The organism is Flavobacterium sp. 120 (assembly GCF_003633605.1).
In the GTDB taxonomy this organism is placed as follows: Bacteria; Bacteroidota; Bacteroidia; order Flavobacteriales; family Flavobacteriaceae; genus Flavobacterium; species Flavobacterium algoritolerans.
Genome location: NZ_RBKZ01000001.1, coordinates 1,244,121 through 1,262,417, shown reverse-complemented (window position 1 = coordinate 1,262,417; position 18,297 = coordinate 1,244,121). Strand labels below are relative to the sequence as shown.

20 protein-coding genes are annotated in these 18,297 nt (G+C 34.1%); 19 read left to right on the top strand and 1 reads right to left on the bottom strand.

Going from position 1 to position 18,297, the window contains the following annotated elements:
- The first annotated feature begins 88 nt into the window (after nucleotides 1-88).
- The 19 genes from glp to C8C87_RS05375 all read left to right on the top strand — a co-directional run bounded on the left by glp (nucleotide 89) and on the right by C8C87_RS05375 (nucleotide 17,135).
- Nucleotides 89-1,276 (top strand): gephyrin-like molybdotransferase Glp, encoded by a 1,188-nt coding sequence (gene glp / locus C8C87_RS05465; protein WP_199716368.1) that lies wholly within the window; start codon nucleotides 89-91, stop codon nucleotides 1,274-1,276.
- Between the two features lie 9 nt (nucleotides 1,277-1,285).
- A complete protein-coding gene (locus C8C87_RS05460) occupies nucleotides 1,286-2,017 on the top strand; it encodes a sulfite exporter TauE/SafE family protein (protein WP_099715771.1) in 732 nt (243 codons plus the stop codon).
- A gap of 13 nt (nucleotides 2,018-2,030) precedes the next feature.
- The gene (locus C8C87_RS05455) at nucleotides 2,031-2,264 is read left to right on the top strand and encodes a MoaD/ThiS family protein (RefSeq protein WP_121341823.1); all 234 of its coding nucleotides are present in this window, start codon (nucleotides 2,031-2,033) and stop codon (nucleotides 2,262-2,264) included.
- Nucleotides 2,265-2,275: 11 nt separating this feature from the next.
- A complete protein-coding gene (locus tag C8C87_RS05450) occupies nucleotides 2,276-3,385 on the top strand; it encodes a HesA/MoeB/ThiF family protein (RefSeq protein WP_121341821.1) in 1,110 nt (369 codons plus the stop codon).
- A gap of 268 nt (nucleotides 3,386-3,653) precedes the next feature.
- Entirely contained in the window at nucleotides 3,654-4,508 is an 855-nt protein-coding gene (locus tag C8C87_RS05445; protein ID WP_099715774.1) for a DMT family transporter, read from the top strand.
- Between the two features lie 270 nt (nucleotides 4,509-4,778).
- The gene (locus C8C87_RS05440) at nucleotides 4,779-5,576 is read left to right on the top strand and encodes a sulfite exporter TauE/SafE family protein (RefSeq protein ID WP_121341819.1); all 798 of its coding nucleotides are present in this window, start codon (nucleotides 4,779-4,781) and stop codon (nucleotides 5,574-5,576) included.
- 320 nt (nucleotides 5,577-5,896) lie between these two features.
- Nucleotides 5,897-6,298 (top strand): hypothetical protein, encoded by a 402-nt coding sequence (locus C8C87_RS05435; protein WP_121341818.1) that lies wholly within the window; start codon nucleotides 5,897-5,899, stop codon nucleotides 6,296-6,298.
- A 225-nt stretch (nucleotides 6,299-6,523) separates the two neighbouring features.
- Nucleotides 6,524-7,942: a rhodanese-like domain-containing protein gene (locus tag C8C87_RS05430; RefSeq protein WP_121341816.1), complete on the top strand. Its 1,419-nt coding sequence runs from the start codon at nucleotides 6,524-6,526 to the stop codon at nucleotides 7,940-7,942.
- Between the two features lie 60 nt (nucleotides 7,943-8,002).
- Nucleotides 8,003-8,272: a rhodanese-like domain-containing protein gene (locus C8C87_RS05425; protein WP_315161806.1), complete on the top strand. Its 270-nt coding sequence runs from the start codon at nucleotides 8,003-8,005 to the stop codon at nucleotides 8,270-8,272.
- Between the two features lie 202 nt (nucleotides 8,273-8,474).
- Nucleotides 8,475-8,780 carry a DUF202 domain-containing protein gene (locus tag C8C87_RS05420; RefSeq protein ID WP_121343296.1) on the top strand — a complete coding sequence of 102 codons (306 nt, stop codon included), beginning with the start codon at nucleotides 8,475-8,477 and terminating at the stop codon, nucleotides 8,778-8,780.
- Between the two features lie 116 nt (nucleotides 8,781-8,896).
- A complete protein-coding gene (locus C8C87_RS05415; RefSeq protein WP_233550010.1) occupies nucleotides 8,897-10,111 on the top strand; it encodes an MFS transporter in 1,215 nt (404 codons plus the stop codon).
- Nucleotides 10,112-10,121: 10 nt separating this feature from the next.
- On the top strand, nucleotides 10,122-10,442 hold the full coding sequence (locus C8C87_RS05410) for a rhodanese-like domain-containing protein (protein ID WP_099715780.1): 321 nt from the start codon (nucleotides 10,122-10,124) through the stop codon (nucleotides 10,440-10,442).
- Between the two features lie 61 nt (nucleotides 10,443-10,503).
- Entirely contained in the window at nucleotides 10,504-11,073 is a 570-nt protein-coding gene (locus C8C87_RS05405) for a TlpA disulfide reductase family protein (protein ID WP_099715781.1), read from the top strand.
- Between the two features lie 103 nt (nucleotides 11,074-11,176).
- Entirely contained in the window at nucleotides 11,177-11,740 is a 564-nt protein-coding gene (locus C8C87_RS05400; protein WP_099716364.1) for a YeeE/YedE family protein, read from the top strand.
- 11 nt (nucleotides 11,741-11,751) lie between these two features.
- The gene (locus tag C8C87_RS05395) at nucleotides 11,752-12,249 is read left to right on the top strand and encodes a DUF6691 family protein (protein ID WP_099715782.1); all 498 of its coding nucleotides are present in this window, start codon (nucleotides 11,752-11,754) and stop codon (nucleotides 12,247-12,249) included.
- A 45-nt stretch (nucleotides 12,250-12,294) separates the two neighbouring features.
- The gene (locus C8C87_RS05390; protein WP_121343295.1) at nucleotides 12,295-13,335 is read left to right on the top strand and encodes a c-type cytochrome; all 1,041 of its coding nucleotides are present in this window, start codon (nucleotides 12,295-12,297) and stop codon (nucleotides 13,333-13,335) included.
- Nucleotides 13,336-13,344: 9 nt separating this feature from the next.
- Nucleotides 13,345-13,770 (top strand): DsrE family protein, encoded by a 426-nt coding sequence (locus C8C87_RS05385; RefSeq protein ID WP_121341810.1) that lies wholly within the window; start codon nucleotides 13,345-13,347, stop codon nucleotides 13,768-13,770.
- Nucleotides 13,771-13,871: 101 nt separating this feature from the next.
- Nucleotides 13,872-15,566: a bifunctional UDP-sugar hydrolase/5'-nucleotidase gene (locus C8C87_RS05380; RefSeq protein ID WP_121341808.1), complete on the top strand. Its 1,695-nt coding sequence runs from the start codon at nucleotides 13,872-13,874 to the stop codon at nucleotides 15,564-15,566.
- 138 nt (nucleotides 15,567-15,704) lie between these two features.
- A complete protein-coding gene (locus tag C8C87_RS05375; protein WP_121341806.1) occupies nucleotides 15,705-17,135 on the top strand; it encodes an OprD family outer membrane porin in 1,431 nt (476 codons plus the stop codon).
- A gap of 359 nt (nucleotides 17,136-17,494) precedes the next feature.
- Here C8C87_RS05375 and C8C87_RS05370 read toward each other — a convergent pair whose 3' ends face one another.
- The gene (locus C8C87_RS05370) at nucleotides 17,495-17,941 is read right to left on the bottom strand and encodes a tellurite resistance TerB family protein (protein WP_121341804.1); all 447 of its coding nucleotides are present in this window, start codon (nucleotides 17,939-17,941) and stop codon (nucleotides 17,495-17,497) included.
- Between the last annotated feature and the right edge of the window lie 356 nt (nucleotides 17,942-18,297).

The following is an 18,297-nucleotide window of genomic DNA, read 5'->3' as shown; positions in this document are numbered from 1 at the left end:
GCTTGTTGATACATTCAATAAAATCCATGATTACTTGCGCATTTCGTTGATTTTATTTGCATCTTACGCCTATTAAAATTCAGCATAAATGGAAACAATGATTTCGGTACACAGCGCTTTGGAATTAATAATAAATCATGTCAAATCGTTACCCGTTGCAGTGATGCAATTAGAAAAAGCAAACGGATTGGTTTTGGCGGAAGACATTTACGCGCCTGAAAATGTGCCCGCATTTCCTCAGTCCAGCATGGATGGATATGCTTTTGCTTTTGACGATAATCGTTCAGATTATAAATTGGTGGGAGAAATTGCAGCTGGAAGCAAACAAACTTTTGAATTAAAGCAGGGCGAAGCTGTCCGAATTTTTACGGGAGCTGCCGTTCCGTTAGCTGCTGATACTGTTTTAATGCAAGAAAAAGCATTGATCGAATCAGATAAACTAACTGTAAATGATGAAAGTTTAAATAAAGGAACTAACCTCAGAAGTATTGGTTCTGAAATAAAAAAAGGAACAAAAGCACTTGAAAAAGGAACCGTTTTAAAACCGGCTACTATAGGTTTTCTGGCGAGTATGGGCATTGCTAAAGTCAAAGTATATCCTAATCCTAGCGTTGGAATTTTAGTCACCGGTAATGAATTACGATTGCCGGGAGAAGATTTAGAATATGGTCAAGTATTTGAATCCAATTCATTTACCTTGCAATCTGCATTAAATCAAATGAATATTAATAACGTAACTATTTACAGATCTGAGGATAATCTGAATCAATTACAGACTCTTTTATCACAAATATTGGAAGTAAATGATCTCGTTTTAATTTCGGGCGGTGTAAGTGTTGGAGATTATGATTTTACCATGAGTGCATTGGAGAAATGTGCTGTAAATCCCATTTTTCATAAGATAAAACAGAAGCCCGGTAAACCATTATTATTTGGAATGAAAACGGAAAAAGTTATTTTTGGTCTTCCTGGAAATCCAGCCTCGGTATTAACCTGTTTTTATGAGTATGTACTTCCCGCAATTGGAATTATGACCGAACGCAACGTAAAATTGCAAACTAAAAAAATGGTTCTTACACAAGAATATCATAAGCAGGTAGGAATGACACATTTTTTAAAAGCGTCGCATAATAATGATTTAGTTTATCTTGAAACGGGCCAAGAATCCTATAAACTTTCTTCGTTTGCTAACGCTAATTGTCTGGCCATAATTCCAGAAAATGCATCAAAAATTGAATCAGGTCAGGAAATAGAAGTACATTTATTTCCTTTTTAAAATTACAAAATGACGTTATCATTATCCTTTTTTTTATTACTGTTTATCATTGCATTTTTATATGCCTCCGTAGGTCATGGTGGAGCAAGCGGTTATTTAGCATTAATGGCTATTTTCAGTTTTGATCCAAATTTTATGAAACCAACAGCATTGGTATTAAACTTGTTTGTATCGTTGGTCTCCTTTACGCTGTTTTTTCGCGAAGGACATTTCAAATGGAAACTTTTTCTCCCCTTTGCCCTAGCCTCAATTCCTTTTTCGTTTTTAGGCGGCATGATATCATTAGACGGAGATATTTATAAAAAAGTTTTGGGTTTAACACTCTTAATACCAGTTATAAAATTTTTTGTATATCCAAATACGAATGATTCAGAGTTAAAAAAAAATACGCTTGCATTGACAATTATTATCGGTGCCAGTATCGGATTTCTTTCTGGCCTGATTGGTATTGGAGGAGGTATTCTACTTTCGCCAATACTTTTAATGTTGCATTGGTCAAACCAAAAACAAACTGCAGCTATTAGTGCATTATTTATTTTTGTCAATTCGGTATCCGGTTTAGCGGGGCAATTATCAAAGGGTGTCAAATTTGAAAACGACATGCTTGCTTTTGTTGCCGTAGCCTTTATTGGCGGGATATTGGGTGCTTGGTTGGGTGCTAAGAAGTTCAATCAATCGGTCCTTAAATATATTTTAGCAACAGCATTATTAGTGGCTTCCATTAAATTATTATTTACCTGATTAATTTTATTTTATGAAAATAGAAGTGCTTTTTTTTGGACAATTAACGGACATTACCGGTTGCTCAAAATTAGTTATTGATTATGTCGACACTACTGACAACTTAAAAAAAATAATCCTAGAGAAATTCCCTGCTTTATCATCGTTGAAATTTGCAATCGCAGTAAATAAACAAATGGTAACAGACAATATTTCAATAGAAAAAAATAGTAGTATCGCCTTTATGCCTCCGTTTTCTGGTGGTTAAAATAACAAAATATGAAACATTTACAGGAGCGATATCAACGTCAACTAATGCTAAATGAATTTGGATTAGAAGCACAAGAAAAACTTTCAAACGCTAAAGTATTAGTTATTGGAGCCGGAGGTTTAGGTTGCCCTATTCTACAATATTTAGTTGCTGCTGGTGTTGGGCATATTGGGATTGCAGATGATGATGTAGTAAGTTACTCCAATTTAAACCGACAGATTTTATTTGGACAACAAGATGTGGGACGTTTTAAAGTGGCTATTGCCAAAGAAAAACTCCTTTTGATGAATGACACAATTGATATTAAAACTTGGAAACTGCACTTTTCGCAAAAGGATTGTATTAATCATTTCAAGGATTATGATATTATTGTTGATGCTACAGATAATTTTGCCAGCAGGTATTTGATAAATGACGCCTGTGTATTATTTGGCAAACCATTAGTATTTGGGGCAGTTTCAAAATTTGAAGGACAAGTGGCCGTATTTAATGTTCCAATAAACGAAAAGGAAAAAACAGTCAATTATAGAGATTTATTTCCTGTACCACCAAATAATAATGAAGTTTTAAACTGTTCCGAAGCAGGAGTTTTAGGAGTATTACCAGGTATTATTGGAGTTTTACAAGCAACGGAAGTCATTAAACTTATAACTGGCATTGGAAAACCATTAACAAACAGAATCCTGACATACAACGCATTAAATCAGGAGTTTTTCACTATGTATTTGACTCCAAATACAGAAGTTTCCAACTATATTCCAGCTTCTGTAGAAGCCTTTGAAAATACAGATTATGAATGGTTATGCAACTATAGCCCAACTAATGTCATCGAGATTGAATTTGAACAATGGTTGGAAATTAGGGAAAACACTATTTTAGTTGATGTACGGGAACTTATAGAAAAGCCCCGTTTAGATTTCTATTCACATTTATCGATTCCTTTGCCCACATTAAATTCTAATTTAGATGATTTATTAGATAAAGAGATTGTATTTGTTTGTCAGTCTGGAAAGAGAAGTTTAAAAGCCGCATTATTATATTTGTCCGTGATGCCAAATGCAAAGGTATATTCACTAACAGGCGGAGTTAATGAACTGGTAAAAAAGAAATTAATTTAATTTTATGGAGCATAAAAAAGACAAAAATATTTTTGCTGATGCTGCTATACCCTCTTCATTTATTAGTCATAGTATTCTAAAACATGCTACCAAAACTGTTATTGGTAGTCACAGTATATTTTAGGACAAGTAAGAGCTGATGAAATAAACGGTAAAAATGTAGCCACAATTGATTGCTTTTTGTGTTTTATTGTCCAATGATTATTTACATCAATACCTACTTTAAATTATAAATTTTGTAGTTTTACCCGCCTATATTCAACCCTTCATGAAACTTAAACAGATCAACATACCTCCATTACCCGCCGTACTTTTAGCAATAATAAGTGTACAATCTGGGGCGGCTATCGCCAAAGGTCTTTTTCCTGCTATTGGTGCTGCCGGGACAGCTTCTTTAAGAATTGGCATCTCCGCATTAATATTATTGGCTGTTTACAGGCCAAACCTAAAAAAAGTAACTGCTGACCAATGGAAATTAGTTATTCCTTATGGTTTATCCTTGGGCGCAATGAATTTGATTTTTTATCTTTCCATTGAGAGAATTCCCATTGGACTTGCTGTTACACTGGAATTCATAGGTCCGTTACTAGTAGCTGTTTTTGGTTCAAAACGCATCATAGATTTTTTCTGGGTACTTCTTGCTGCGGCAGGAATCGTATTAATTGCTCCATGGTCAAATAATGGATTAGATATTTGGGGGATGCTTTTTGCTCTTTTGGCTGGTGCACTTTGGGCAGCTTATATCGTATTAGGAGGAAAAATTTCAAAAATAATGAAAGGTGGAGACGCAGTGACCATAGGAATGCTATTTGCATCTATACTTATTGTCCCTTTTGGAATTCTAGGAAATGGCTTAAGTAATCTTACGCCTCAACTTTTAGGTTTAGGAGTAGCACTCGCGCTATTATCCAGTGCAATTCCTTTCACATTAGAAATGAAAGCACTCGGACAACTTCCTGCACGTACTTTCAGTATTTTAATGAGTTTAGAACCTGCTGCAGCATCAATTTGTGCTTTTATATTTTTACAAGAATACCTTACTTTTAATGAAATTTTAGCGGTTGTTTTTGTGGTAATAGCTTCTGCCGGATCAACAATTACATCAAAAACGCAAGAACATTAAAATTTTCAGTACAGTTTTAAATACTTTCGATGATTTAATTTAAAAACCTGCTGATTAAAAAAAAGGACTACTACAATATAAAAAACAGCTGCTTATCAAAAGCAGCTGTTTTTTTTTATAACTGATTAAAAGCATTGCTTCTACTACTGATTTCCTTCTTATATTTTTTCCTTTTCTAATTTATTTTTTGAAAAAACTTTCCTGTGTGATAAATGTTACTGTACGTGGAATTTTAACTGACAATCTTTGCAGTATAAAATTTTACAACTTATGGAATATATCGGTTATTTTACATCAATACTCATTGGCGTTGCATTGGGATTAATAGGCGGTGGCGGCAGTATTCTTACCGTACCAGTTTTAGTCTATTTATTTGCTATTGAACCCGTTTTAGCAACTGCTTATTCCTTATTTATTGTAGGGCTTACAAGTGCTGTGGGCACTGTGGGCTATTTCAAAAAAGGGTTAGTAAATATCAAAACAGCAATTGTTTTTGGTATTCCGTCAATCATTGCGGTTTTTACCACAAGAGCTTTGATTGTTCCTGCAATTCCAAAAGAAGTGTTTTCCATTGGAGAATTTATAGTTACAAAAAACTTGTTGATGATGTTACTTTTTGCCGTAATTATGATTGCCGCATCGTATAGCATGATCAAAAAAGACAAAAAAATTATAACCGAAAAGTCCGAAGAACAAAAATTCAATTACCCACTCATACTTATCGAAGGTGCAATTGTTGGTGTTATTACAGGATTAGTGGGAGCCGGCGGCGGTTTCTTAATTATACCGGCATTAGTCGTATTAAGTAAGCTTCCTATGAAAGAAGCAGTTGGAACATCATTGGTAATTATAGCTGCAAAATCGTTGATTGGTTTCTTTGGAGAAGGAGGAGAAAATGGAATCAATTGGCAATTTCTGATTACCATTTCAACATTTGCAATTGTTGGAATTTTCATTGGCACTGCATTATCAAAAAAAATTAATGGTGACAAACTGAAACCCGCATTTGGTTGGTTTGTTTTAGTAATGGGAATTTATATTATAACCAAAGAGCTTTTTCTAAAATAAAATTTAATAAAAAATCGAAACTAAATTGAATTTTAAAAGTCACTTTAGAACAAAAATTCCTTCTCCTTTTAATACTAAAATGAGAAGGATTTTTTAGTTTCAATTGCATTTAAACTGAAAATCATATATTCCATTTGAGAAGAAAACATTGTAATAAGCCTATTTGTTAAAAAAATAATTAAAAAAAATATTTGTTTTAGTACACTCATTCAGAGAACTATAAATGATTGAATAATCGCCAAAGCATTTTTTAACAACATGCAAAAAGCAACCTTTCATTCTCTTTGACATCCTTAGAGCAACAAATAAATTTAATAATTATGAAAAATTTCAGATTACAAGCAGCAGTCATTGTACTATTAATTTCAACAGCTTTCGTATCATGCAGCGATGATGACAACACACCAAATGCAGTGACTAAAAGTTCATTGGTAACAAAAGTTGAAGGCGCTGTAACCGGAGACATAAATGTTGAAGTTCCTTTAACTGTGACTTTTTCAGTGGACAACAATTGTGGGTCTTACAACAAGTTTATCGAAACTGCAGCTGCCAACACAAAAACGATTGAAGTGGAATCAAAGTATGAAGGAACAGATTGTGGAACGACTCCAACAAGCAAAACTGTTGTTTACAAGTTTAAATCGACAGCTGTGGGAACTTACAATTTAAAATTCAAAAAAACGGCTACTGAGTTTGTAACACACACTATAGTTATTGATTAGTTTTTTGGGTTTGGTTAATTAATAATAGAAATACCAGTTGAATAGCTGGTGTTTTTTTGTTTTTTAAAAGTAGTTGTGTGTTGCAATTCCCAGAAAAAACAAGAATTATATTTTAAAAATTTACAATTACAACAACTTTTTTTGTTGTGTAACATTTGTCACTATCTTCCTTAAATTCATGCTATATCTTTGTATTATAATTTAATAAAGAAAAAATTTAAGAATATGAAAATAGAACAAATATATACAGGATGTTTAGCACAAGGTGCTTATTATATTACTTCAAATGGTGAAGCTGCCATTATTGATCCGCTTCGTGAAACTGAACCTTATATGGAAAGACTGGAAAAAGACGGTGTGAAATTGAAATACATTTTCGAAACCCATTTCCATGCTGATTTTGTTTCAGGACATTTAGATTTGAGCAAAAAAACTGGAGCCGCAATTGTTTATGGCCCTAATGCCAATCCTGAGTTTGAATTTATTTCTGCCAAAGACAACCAAGAATTTGCAATTGGCAACATCAAAATAAAAGTATTGCACACGCCAGGTCACACTATGGAAAGTACCACGTACTTATTAATAGATGAAAACGGAAAAGACCACGCCATTTTCTCTGGAGACACTTTATTTATTGGCGACGTTGGCCGACCAGATTTAGCTCAAAAAGCAGCACACATGACACAAGACGAACTGGCTGCCATATTATTCCATTCGTTAAGAGACAAAGTAATGACGCTGGCAGATGATGTAATCGTATATCCGGCTCACGGCGCTGGTTCTGCTTGTGGAAAAAATATGAGCAAAGAAACTGTTTCAACCATTGGTGAACAAAAAGCAACAAACTATGCTTTGCGCGCCAATATGACCGAAGCCGAATTTGTGCAAGAAGTTACCGAAGGTTTATTGCCTCCACCAGCCTATTTTGGGATGAACGTTGCCATGAACAAAAAAGGAATTGAAAGCTTTGAAAATGTCTTCAATAACGGAATGAGAGCAATTAATGCAACTGAATTTGAAGCTGTGGCAGAAGAAACCGGTGCTTTAATCTTAGATACCAGAGACAATGGTAATTTTGCAAAAGGATATGTGCCACAGTCCATAAACATTGGTATCAATGGCGATTTTGCTCCTTGGGTTGGTGCTTTAATTGCCGATGTGAAACAACCGATTATTTTAGTGACTGAACCGGGACTTGAAGAAGAAACCGTAACGCGCTTAACACGAGTTGGGTTTGATAATTTAATAGGACATTTAGAAGGCGGCTTTGAAGCTTGGAAAAAAGCCGGTTTTGAAATCGATACTGTAAATCGCATCACTGCGGAACAATTTGCAGAAGAAGTGAAAATTGGCGAAAGCAAAATAATCGATGTCCGTAAAGAAAGCGAGTATGAGGCAGAACATGTTGATGAAGCCTACAGCCGACCATTAGCGTACATCAATGATTGGGTAAAAGACATCAATCCTGAAGAACATTTTTACATGCATTGTGCAGGAGGATACCGAAGTATGATGGCCGCATCAATTTTGCAAGCACGAGGATATCGAAACTTTACAGAAATTGAAGGTGGTTTTGGAGCAATAGCTAAAACTACAGTTCCTAAGACTGATTTCGTTTGTCAAAGCAAAGTATTAAAATCATAAAAACAAATAATTATGTTCGGAATTTTTAAAAATATGTTTTCAAAAAAAGACACAACACAGATGGAAAAATTAGTAAAAGAAGGTGCGTTTCTAGTAGATGTTCGCACGCCTGCAGAATTTGCAGAAGGTCACGTAAAAGGATCCACAAATATTCCTTTGGATCAAGTACCGAATCAATTGGCTACATTTAAAGGAAAAGAACACATTATTGTTTTCTGCCGAAGCGGGAATCGAAGCGGTCAAGCCAAAATGATTTTGGAACAAAATGGTTTCAAAAACGTAACAAATGGTGGTACTTGGATGGATGTAAATGAAGCGATAAGCAAATAAGCAGAGGTGCTATTAAAGTAGTGTGCAGTTTAAAACAAGAAATATATTTGTTTTAAACTGCACACTTATTTAGAAATCGAAATTTGATGTAAATAAAGAAGTAAATTTGATAGACCTTTTAAGAGATACTAATGAATTTATTGCATTAAATGTAACAAAGACTACCGAACTCCTTTTTGAAATTAACTCGAAAAAAACTGATATGAAAGATACTAAGGCAATAAACAAAGACTTAATTTTAAGAGAACGATTAGCGCTACAACGAACTGTACTGGCCAATCAATCTACATTTCTTGCCTTCCTGAGAACGGCAATGTACTTTTTGATTGCAGGATTGAGTTTGCGAAATTTATTAAAAGTAGAAAATAGTTTCCTGATTGAAATGGCATTGTTTGTTATTTCATTCGTGATACTTTTACTTGGAACTCTTAACTATTTCAAGCATAAAAAATCCATTTCCGAAAACAAAAAACACATTGGTGATTACCAATTACAATATTACGAGTAATTCCAATACATCTCTTTTTAATACCTTACTTCCTATTGCTACATCAAGAATAAATGGAAAAATATTGGTCTTTTGCGAATTAAAAATAAATCATTCAACAATAGAATATGAATACTATGAAACTCGGACTAAAGGAAAATTGGAAACAATTTACCATTTTGGTAATCGTAAATGCTTTTGTTGGCGGGATGATAGGAATGGAAAGAACGATAATTCCAAAATTTGCCGAAATTGAATTTGGTATTGCTTCAAAAACAGCTATTCTTTCCTTTATAACTGCCTTTGGAATTACTAAAGCCATCACCAATTATTTTACGGGTAAGCTTGCAAATCGATTCGGGAGAAAAAATTTACTCCTATTTGGATGGACTCTGGCAATTCCTATTCCTTTCATTTTGATACATGCAGAATCATGGAATTGGGTGATTTTTGCCAATATTCTGTTGGGAATTAGTCAAGGACTTACTTGGAGCAGTACGGTGGTGATGAAAATTGATTTGGTTGGAGAAAAAGATCGCGGACTGGCAATGGGACTCAATGAATTTGCCGGTTATTTTGCCGTTGGATTAGTTGCTTTCCTGTCAGGCTATATCGCCCAAAAATATGGCATTACACCCTACCCTTTTTATCTGGGAATTGGAATTTCGATAATTGGTTTTTTATTGACTTTGTTTTTTGTGAAAGATACCAGAGTATTTGTACACCAAGAAAACACCACCAATAAAACAGAAAAATTAGAAAACATTTTTCTGGAAACCACTTTCAAAAACAAAACTTTAAGTGCTGTTACACAAGCTGGATTAGTCAATAATTTGAATGACGGCATGATTTGGGGACTTTTGCCTATTGTCTTACTTTCTTTGAACTACGACTCTGAAAACATTGGCGTCATAACAGCTATATATCCCACCGTTTGGGGTTTTGGACAATTGATAACCGGAAAAATGTCGGATATATATTCGAAGAAAAAGATGCTTTTTTGGGGAATGCTGGTACAGGGAATTGCGATTCTTTTTATTCCTTTTAGTACAGAAATGTATCAATTAGCAACTATTTCAGCCTTACTGGGATTTGGAACTGCCTTAGTTTATCCTACTTTTTTATCAGCCATTGCGCAAGCCACAAATCCAACACAAAGAGCGGAAAGCATTGGTACATTTAGACTTTGGAGAGATTTAGGTTATGCGATAGGCGCGATTATTTCAGGAATAACCGCTGATTTATTTGGGGTGAATTATGCTATTATATTGATAGGTGTTATCACGATTCTATCGTCTGTAATAATCGAAGTTCGTATGCCGAAAGACCATTTGCAAAAGACAAATAACTAATACAATCAACATGAAAGAAATAGATAGCACCTCAAATGAATGTATTTCAGTTGAAGAGACAAAACAAGCGCTTCAGCAAAATGAAAAAATACAGATTATTGATGTCCGTTCCAAAGAAGAATTCGAAAACAATCATATTCCGGATGCCATAAATATTGCTTTGTCAGAAATTGAAAACCAAATACATCAAATTAAAAAAGATCATACAATTATCATCGCTTGTGGCAAAGGTGGAGGAAGGTCGATGGATGGCGCTAAAATTTTAAAAGAAATGGGATACAATGCCAACTGGCTTTGCGGTGGAACAAATGAGTGGTTGAATTTAAAATAAACTATAAAGTTAAAGTCAATATTCTTTCTTTTCAGAAAGTAATGCTACAAAAACATAAAAAATGAACTGGAAAACACCTAAAAAATCTACTCTGCAAAATATTGCTTTTATCCTATTTATAGCACTGCTTCTGTTTAGTCCTTTGGGGACTTTTGTAAAAATACAATTAAACCGCTTGATTGTTTTTTCACCTAAAACTATTGCTGTAACGGATCAAAAAATGCTTTCCAGTTACCAATGGCAATTAGTTGATGCTTCGGGGCAGCGTGTGACATTAGAAGACTATGAAGGGAAAATGATATTCATTAATTTCTGGGCCACTTGGTGTCCGCCTTGCATTGCCGAAATGCCAAGTATACAAAAATTATATGTTGATTATCAGGATAAAATTGTCTTTTTGTTTGTGACAACGGATTCTTTTGAAAAAGCAAATGCGTTTATGGTCAAAGAAAATTTAACGCTTCCTATCTATCAATCGGTTACAAATCCTCCTTTAGAAATGAAGTCATCAACAATTCCTGCCACATATCTTATTGACAAACAAGGAAATGTAATTTTAGCAAAAATTGGCACTGCAAATTGGAATAGTGATTCGTTCCGAGAAAAGTTAGATTATTACATTAGAAAATAAAATCAATGTAATTTTTTAAAATCTTTTTTGTTGTGTGACAAAAGTAACACAACTCCTCATTTATAAGTATAATCTTTGCAGTATTAAATCAACAAATATGGAAATTTTAGAATTTATCAAACAACCTTGGCCTTGGTATATTGCAGGCCCATTAGTTGGACTTACAGTTCCGGCATTATTAATTATTGGAAATAAATCTTTTGGAATTAGTGCTTCATTACGTCACACTTGTGCGATGTGTTTACCGGCAAATATTAAATTTTTCAAATACGATTGGAAAAAAGAAATCTGGAATATGTTTTTCGTTTTCGGAATTTTAATTGGTGGTATTATTGCTTTCAGTTTTTTATCAAATCCGAATCCAATTATTATAAACGACAATCTAAGAACAGAATTAGCGTCGTATGGAGTTACAAATATCAACGGAATGCTGCCTGAACAACTGTTCTCGTGGGAAAACTTAATCACACTAAAAGGATTTTTTATGATGGTTATAGGTGGATTTTTTATTGGTTTCGGTTCTCGTTATGCGGGAGGTTGCACCAGTGGTCACTCAATTTCAGGTTTGTCAAATTTACAATTGCCTTCTTTGATTGCAACGTGTTGCTTCTTCATAGGCGGATTGATTATGGCGAACATCATTTTACCTTTAATCCTTTCACTATAAAATTATTAGCTATGCAAAATAAAGATCAAAATACAGATTTCGAAACTCGTTCCTTAGATACGGTTTGTGTCAACGAGAGTCAATTGGAACACAAGTGGTACCATAATTTAAAATACTTAGTCATCGGTTTATTGTTTGGAATTGTTTTCATCAAAGCCGAAGTAATCAGCTGGTACCGCATTCAGGAAATGTTCCGTTTTCAATCCTTTCACATGTATGGGATTATAGGCAGTGCTGTTGTGGTGGGAATGATTTCAGTATTTCTTATTAAAAAATTCAATATTAAAACCATTTATGGTGAAAAAATTGAGTTCCACGACAAAACATTCAACAAAGGACAAATTTACGGCGGGCTCATATTTGGATTGGGTTGGGCCGTAACTGGAGCTTGTCCTGGACCATTGTTTGCACAAATTGGAACAGGTGCTACTGTTATGATTGTTACCTTATTATCCGCAGTAGTGGGAACTTGGGTATATGGTTATTTTAGAGATAAACTACCTCATTAAAAAAATATGAATTCAGAAAAACAAAATATAGTCCAATTTAGGTCGATGATAAAAAGGGTAATTTACCTCTTCATCACTATTATTTCTTTAATAATAGGGTTGTTGCTATTCTTGTTTTTCAATTCATCAATCACCGCTTGGTTTCAAAAAAGTGATGTAAATATTGACTCTCTTTATATCGATGCCGAGAAAAAAGTGATTTTACAAAACGAAATGGCAAAATTCTGGAAACCAGCTGATATCAATTTGATTACTGATTCAACTTTAAAGCAGGAAGTGGAATATGGCAAAGATTTAATTGCACATACCGCTAAATATTTGGGTCCAAATGGTAGTGTGAAGCAAATTACTAATGGTATGAATTGTAACAATTGCCACTTAGATGCGGGCACAAAACCTTGGGGAAATAATTACGGTTCTGTATATTCTATGTATCCAAAAATGAGAGCGCGAAGCGGACAAGTAGAAGACCTTTACAAAAGAGTCAATGATTGCATGGAAAGAAGCTTAAATGGTCAGCCTCTAAAACGAGACGAAAAAGAGATGAAAGCTATGATTGCGTATATCGAATATATTGGTAGTAATGTCCCTAAAGGAAAAGAAGCAAATGCCTCTGGAATCTATGATTTAGAGTATTTAGATCGCGCTGCAGACCCCGTTAAAGGAAAAGCCTTATACGATACCAAATGTGCAAGTTGTCATCAAGTGAATGGTCAAGGAATTTTGGCAGAAGATAAAAAGGAATATACGTATCCGCCACTTTGGGGCAAAAATTCATATAATAATGGTGCGGGATTATTTAGAATCAGTCGTTTTGCCGGGTATATAAAATACAATATGCCGCTGGGCGCTACGTATGATAATCCTCAATTATCTGATGAAGAGTCTTGGGATATTGCCGCTTATGTTGAAAATCTTGATAGACCATCAAAAGATTTAAGTCAAGACTGGCCCAATATTTCTAAAAAACCGTTGGATCATCCTTTTGGTCCTTTTTCTGATACCTTTACGGAAGCGCAACATAAATTCGGACCTTTTAAACCCATAAAAGACGAAAAAAAGAAAAACGAAAAAAAACAATCTTAAAACTCAATTATGAAAAACGGGACCCTTTTATTTATTCTTGTATTTAGTATGATTTCAATTGGCGCATTGGCACAAAAAAAGCCGAACAACCATAAAATCGTTTTCCAGTTTACCAATGCTACTGATACTTTGCAACAGAAAGCAATTGTAAACCAGCTGAAAAATATGACTACACATTGGCCAAATGCCAAATACGAAGTCGTCATTCACAGTATGGGTTTGCCATTAGTAATGTCTGCAAAATCAAAGCAAATAGACGCCATAAAAGCGCTTCGGGCTAAAGGTGTCCGCTTTTTAGTGTGTGAGAACACCATGAAAAGTCAAAAAGTAAACAAAGACCAACTAATTTCAGAAGTAGAATATGTACCTGTTGGAATTGCTGAAATTGTTGAAAAACAAGAGCAAGGCTGGACGTACGTCAAAGGCGGATTCTAAATTAAAAATGTAAATTATATTTTACACCATCCTACACCATTAATTTAGCTGTAGTTTTTCTGTAAAAAGCTGTTAAAAACTAAACCAACAAACCTAAAACCATGAGCAATAACCGAAGAGATTTTCTAAAATCAGTGGGGACATTAGGCCTCGGTGCTGCGATTATTTCGCCTATTTCCGCTATTGCAAATGCAAATCAGACTGAAAAAATAAACTTGGATACAACAATAGATGGTTCTAAACTGCAAACAATTTCTATTCTTCAAACCACCGATGTGCATTGTCAGATTCATCCGCATGATGAGTTATTCTGGGAAAATGGCAAAGCCGTTTTTAGAAAAACGGGCGGTTATGCCTATATGGCAACCTTATTGAAACAGTTAAAAAAGAAAAACCCAAATACTTTTACTATTGATACCGGTGATATGTTTCAAGGCAGCGAATTAAGCGTAGAAACCAGTGGTGAAGCTTTTGTTCCCATTTTAAATGCATTGAATTACGATTTGTACTTACCTGGAAACTGGGAAGTAATTTATGGAAAAAGAAAAATGCAAACGCTGTTAGGTTCTCTTGATGCACCAAAAATTTGTACAAATATGTACCATGATTTAGGCGAAGGAAAACGAGGTGAACTTATTTTTCAGCCGTATATAATTTGGAATATTGCCGGTGCAAAAATTGGTTTCTTAGGATACACCGATCCTTTGGTACCATTGCGCCAAAGTCCAAATTACAGCAAGGGAATCTTATATACTAATCCCGAAGAAAATCTGGCTCATTATGTGGATGTGCTAAGAAATCAGGAACAATGCAGTTATGTAATTATAATTGCACATCTGGGTTTATCGCAGCAAATAGCATTGGCAAACCGACCAGAATGTGAAGGTGTGAACTATATTTTGGGTGGCGATACGCACGAAAGAGTCCGCAAACCTATTGTTTGTAAGTATTCTAAAGTGGTGGAACCTGGAGCCTTCGGTTCTTTTATTGGGAAATTAGATTTGACTATCCTCAACGGAAAAGTCATTGAAGACAGCTATGAATTAATAGAAGTCGATTCTCCAAAAATAAAACCCGATGCTACAATTGAGAAATTATTAAAAGAGAAAGAAGCTCTTTATCAAGAACAAATCAATCAGGTTATTGGCTATAGCACGATTCCTTTGTACCGTTATTTTGTGGTAGAAAATCCTATTGACACGATGATTTTGAATGCTCTAAACTGGAAATTTCCTGAAATCGATATTAATCTTTCTAATGGATTCCGTTTCTGTCCGCCCAAAACTACTCCGGATGAAACAGGAAATATTCCCATCACAAACGGATTTATCTTTGATATGCTTCCCGTGGACAGCACCGTAAGAACCGCAAAAGTGACTGGAAAGCAATTGAAAAACTGGCTCGAAAAAGAATTAAATAATGTCTTTGCCGAAGATGCTTCGAAACGTTTTGGCGGTTGGGTCGTAAAATTCAAGGGAATGGAGGTACAATTCAATGCTTTTGCAGAAATGGACAAAAGAGTGCAAAGTATTACTGTGAAAAATATTCCGATCGATTCTGAAAAACTATATACCATCATGGCATGTGAACGTGATGGCGATCCTGTGGATATGCTTTGCAGAATGAAAGGCGTTATAGATGCCAAAAATACAACCTCAACTTTGCATACGGTAATGAGAGAATATTTAAAACAAAATTCTCCCGTTACGCCAACACCCGAAAAAAACGCGATAATTTTGGATGCTCCAGAAACATTGCTATCTCAAGTTACAGGTGTTGATTATACTTTTAGATAGTCTTTCAATCGTAAAGTCAAAAGTTATAAAGCCGAATGTATAGAACATTCGGCTTTGTTTTTTTTGGTCAATGTGATAAAAGTTACTTCCCAATTATATTGATGGAATTATTTTTGTACCAAATCTAAACCTTCAAAAATGAAAAAATTTTTCATAATAATTTATATACTTTCCTCTCTCCTTTTTTCTATAAATACAATAGCGCAACATCAGGAAATTTTAGATAAACCAACCGTTTGGAAAGAAAAAAGTAATGAAAAAATTGATTCTACCTCGATTTTAAATGCTTTCAAAAATGGATATTTCAGCGGCCATTTTCGCTATTTTTTTATGAATACAAATAATGAAAAGGGTTTATCTGATTATTATGCGAATGCACTTGGTGGAGGCGTAAAGTTTGAAACCGCAAAATTTTATAATTTTCAATTTGGCGTAAGCGGCTATTACATTTTTAATATTGGTTCCTCTGACTTTACTGAAAAAGATCCTGTTACCAATGCTCCCAATCGATATGAAGTAGCACTTTTTGATATCCAAAACCCATCAAAAAAAGATATTTTAAGTCGATTAGAAGAATTATATTTGAAATACAACTATAAAAAATCGGATGTAACTCTTGGAAAACAACTCCTGAATACTCCCTTTATTAATCTTCAAGATGGCCGAATGCGTCCTACAGCAGTAAACGGGATTTGGATAGATTTTAATGAAATCAAAAAGACTACAATCAATTTAGGCTACCTCTACGGAATCTCACCACGAAGCACGCTAAAATATTTTGAAGTGGGAGAATCAATAGGAATCTATCCAACCGGTGTGAATCCAGATGGAACAAAATCCGGTTATGCAGGGAATTTAGACAGCAACGGAATTTATATTTTTGGTGTGCAAAATGAATCCATACAGCATCTAAAAACACTTTTGTGGAATCAATATGTAGAGAATATATTTAATACTGCTTTGTTCCAAATGGACTATGCCTACCCTTTACATTCAAACTCAAAACTGCTTTTTGGATTTCAAACCATTTACCAAAACGCGCTGAATTTTGGAGGAAATGAAGATCAAAATAAAACCTATTTTCCAAAAAATAGCAACTCACAAACTTTTGGAGGAAGGCTCGGTTGGAAAAATAAAGCGCTCGAATTGACTTTAAATTACAACCGAATTACAGCCAAAGGAAGGTATTTAATGCCCAGAGAATGGGGACGAGATCCTTTTTATACGTTTATGCCAAGAGAACGCAATGAAGGTTTTGGAGATGTAAATGCCCTGATGACCAAATTACAATATACACATCCTAAAAAAACATTCAAATCAAATTTCGCAGTTGGTTATTTTGATTTGCCGGATGTAAAAAACGTTGCATTAAACAAATACGGATTACCGTCTTATGTACAGACTAATGCTGACATTCGATATGAATTTCAAGGATTTTTAAAAGGTTTTGATGCGCAACTATTGTATGTGCATAAATTCAATGTGGGAGAAACTTACGGCAACAAAAATTATGTTTTCAACAAAACTGACATGAGTACTATCAATTTTATTGTCAATTTTAATTTTTAAAATCCTTTAATCCAAGTGATAAAATTTCATTATCAAATAATTCAGCAGTAGATACAACAACGTTCCTACCACAGCAAATGTGATGACACAGCTAATCAGGTTAAACACAATATTAGGAATAAACTTCAATCGGGGATGTGTAATTAAGGGTTCCCGATGCAGTCTTTCGTGAAAGTTTTCCTTTGCTATTTTGAGTTTCTTTTTGATAGCCCTTGCGTTTTAAAGACAATAGCGATGAATGGTCACTATTGATTTTGGTTTCCTATTTTGAATACTCTAAATTACGTAATATTTTTAAGATAAAGAGGTTATAGAATAGATTTAATCTGCTTAGGTATTGACTGCATCAGAATTGCCTTTTATATCCCTTTTATATTCCCTTTGTTTTTCAAGAAAATCACTTCAATTATTTTACTGGTCATATCAGCATCAATTTTGAGTCGATTTGATAAAACTTCAATTAGGTTTTTTTCTTCTTTTTCCAATGTTCCGTCAGCCAGTAACACTTCTAATGCAAGAGCGAATACAGTTTCTTTATCTTCTTCTTTAATTAGTTCACAACAGGCAGAAATGTATTTTAATTGCCCCAGTTCCATTCTTAAATTGAATGATTTTGCATAAAGTGGTGCCATATCGATTCCGATAAATTTTTGTTTCGAATGCAATACTCTTGATAACGATGCTGTTTCCGAATCCGTAATTTGATTATCGGCAGAAATACAAGAATATAAAATTCCAACCCAAGCTTCAAACTCTGAGGTAACTGGATTTTGGTCACTATTATTTTTATTTTCAAATGAATTCATATTTTTATTTTTTTCTAAAGTTACTGTTTACCTTCCAACACATTGCTTGAGTTTGGGAATAAATTACCATTTATTTTTTAGGTATCAGTAAATTTTCAACTAGAGGACCACTTGAACAAGAAACCAATTCCCAATTTTTATAAGACAAAATACAACCGTATCAAAAATAATAAAAGTTAAGGAGAACGATTCTCACTAATTTATGAATTTAATACTGGCTTAATAATATCCTGATGAACTGATGTTCATTTAATTAAACATTTTTAGTAAATTTATCAATCACTAACACCATTTGCAACTATAGTTTTTATCTATTAAAAATAAAATTAGGTACGGATAGTTTTTGGTAAATTCGC

Excerpts from the sequence above, each read along its gene's own strand:
- glp (WP_199716368.1), top strand. The coding sequence starts at position 89 with ATGGAAACAATGATTTCGGTACACAGCGCTTTGGAATTAATAATAAAT.
- C8C87_RS05460 (WP_099715771.1), top strand. The coding sequence starts at position 1,286 with ATGACGTTATCATTATCCTTTTTTTTATTACTGTTTATCATTGCATTT.
- C8C87_RS05455 (WP_121341823.1), top strand. The coding sequence starts at position 2,031 with ATGAAAATAGAAGTGCTTTTTTTTGGACAATTAACGGACATTACCGGT.
- C8C87_RS05450 (WP_121341821.1), top strand. The coding sequence starts at position 2,276 with ATGAAACATTTACAGGAGCGATATCAACGTCAACTAATGCTAAATGAA.
- C8C87_RS05445 (WP_099715774.1), top strand. The coding sequence starts at position 3,654 with ATGAAACTTAAACAGATCAACATACCTCCATTACCCGCCGTACTTTTA.
- C8C87_RS05440 (WP_121341819.1), top strand. The coding sequence starts at position 4,779 with ATGGAATATATCGGTTATTTTACATCAATACTCATTGGCGTTGCATTG.
- C8C87_RS05435 (WP_121341818.1), top strand. The coding sequence starts at position 5,897 with ATGAAAAATTTCAGATTACAAGCAGCAGTCATTGTACTATTAATTTCA.
- C8C87_RS05430 (WP_121341816.1), top strand. The coding sequence starts at position 6,524 with ATGAAAATAGAACAAATATATACAGGATGTTTAGCACAAGGTGCTTAT.
- C8C87_RS05425 (WP_315161806.1), top strand. The coding sequence starts at position 8,003 with ATGGAAAAATTAGTAAAAGAAGGTGCGTTTCTAGTAGATGTTCGCACG.
- C8C87_RS05420 (WP_121343296.1), top strand. The coding sequence starts at position 8,475 with ATGAAAGATACTAAGGCAATAAACAAAGACTTAATTTTAAGAGAACGA.
- C8C87_RS05415 (WP_233550010.1), top strand. The coding sequence starts at position 8,897 with ATGAAACTCGGACTAAAGGAAAATTGGAAACAATTTACCATTTTGGTA.
- C8C87_RS05410 (WP_099715780.1), top strand. The coding sequence starts at position 10,122 with ATGAAAGAAATAGATAGCACCTCAAATGAATGTATTTCAGTTGAAGAG.
- C8C87_RS05405 (WP_099715781.1), top strand. The coding sequence starts at position 10,504 with ATGAACTGGAAAACACCTAAAAAATCTACTCTGCAAAATATTGCTTTT.
- C8C87_RS05395 (WP_099715782.1), top strand. The coding sequence starts at position 11,752 with ATGCAAAATAAAGATCAAAATACAGATTTCGAAACTCGTTCCTTAGAT.
- C8C87_RS05390 (WP_121343295.1), top strand. The coding sequence starts at position 12,295 with ATGATAAAAAGGGTAATTTACCTCTTCATCACTATTATTTCTTTAATA.
- C8C87_RS05385 (WP_121341810.1), top strand. The coding sequence starts at position 13,345 with ATGAAAAACGGGACCCTTTTATTTATTCTTGTATTTAGTATGATTTCA.
- C8C87_RS05380 (WP_121341808.1), top strand. The coding sequence starts at position 13,872 with ATGAGCAATAACCGAAGAGATTTTCTAAAATCAGTGGGGACATTAGGC.
- C8C87_RS05375 (WP_121341806.1), top strand. The coding sequence starts at position 15,705 with ATGAAAAAATTTTTCATAATAATTTATATACTTTCCTCTCTCCTTTTT.
- C8C87_RS05370 (WP_121341804.1), bottom strand. The coding sequence starts at position 17,941 with ATGAATTCATTTGAAAATAAAAATAATAGTGACCAAAATCCAGTTACC.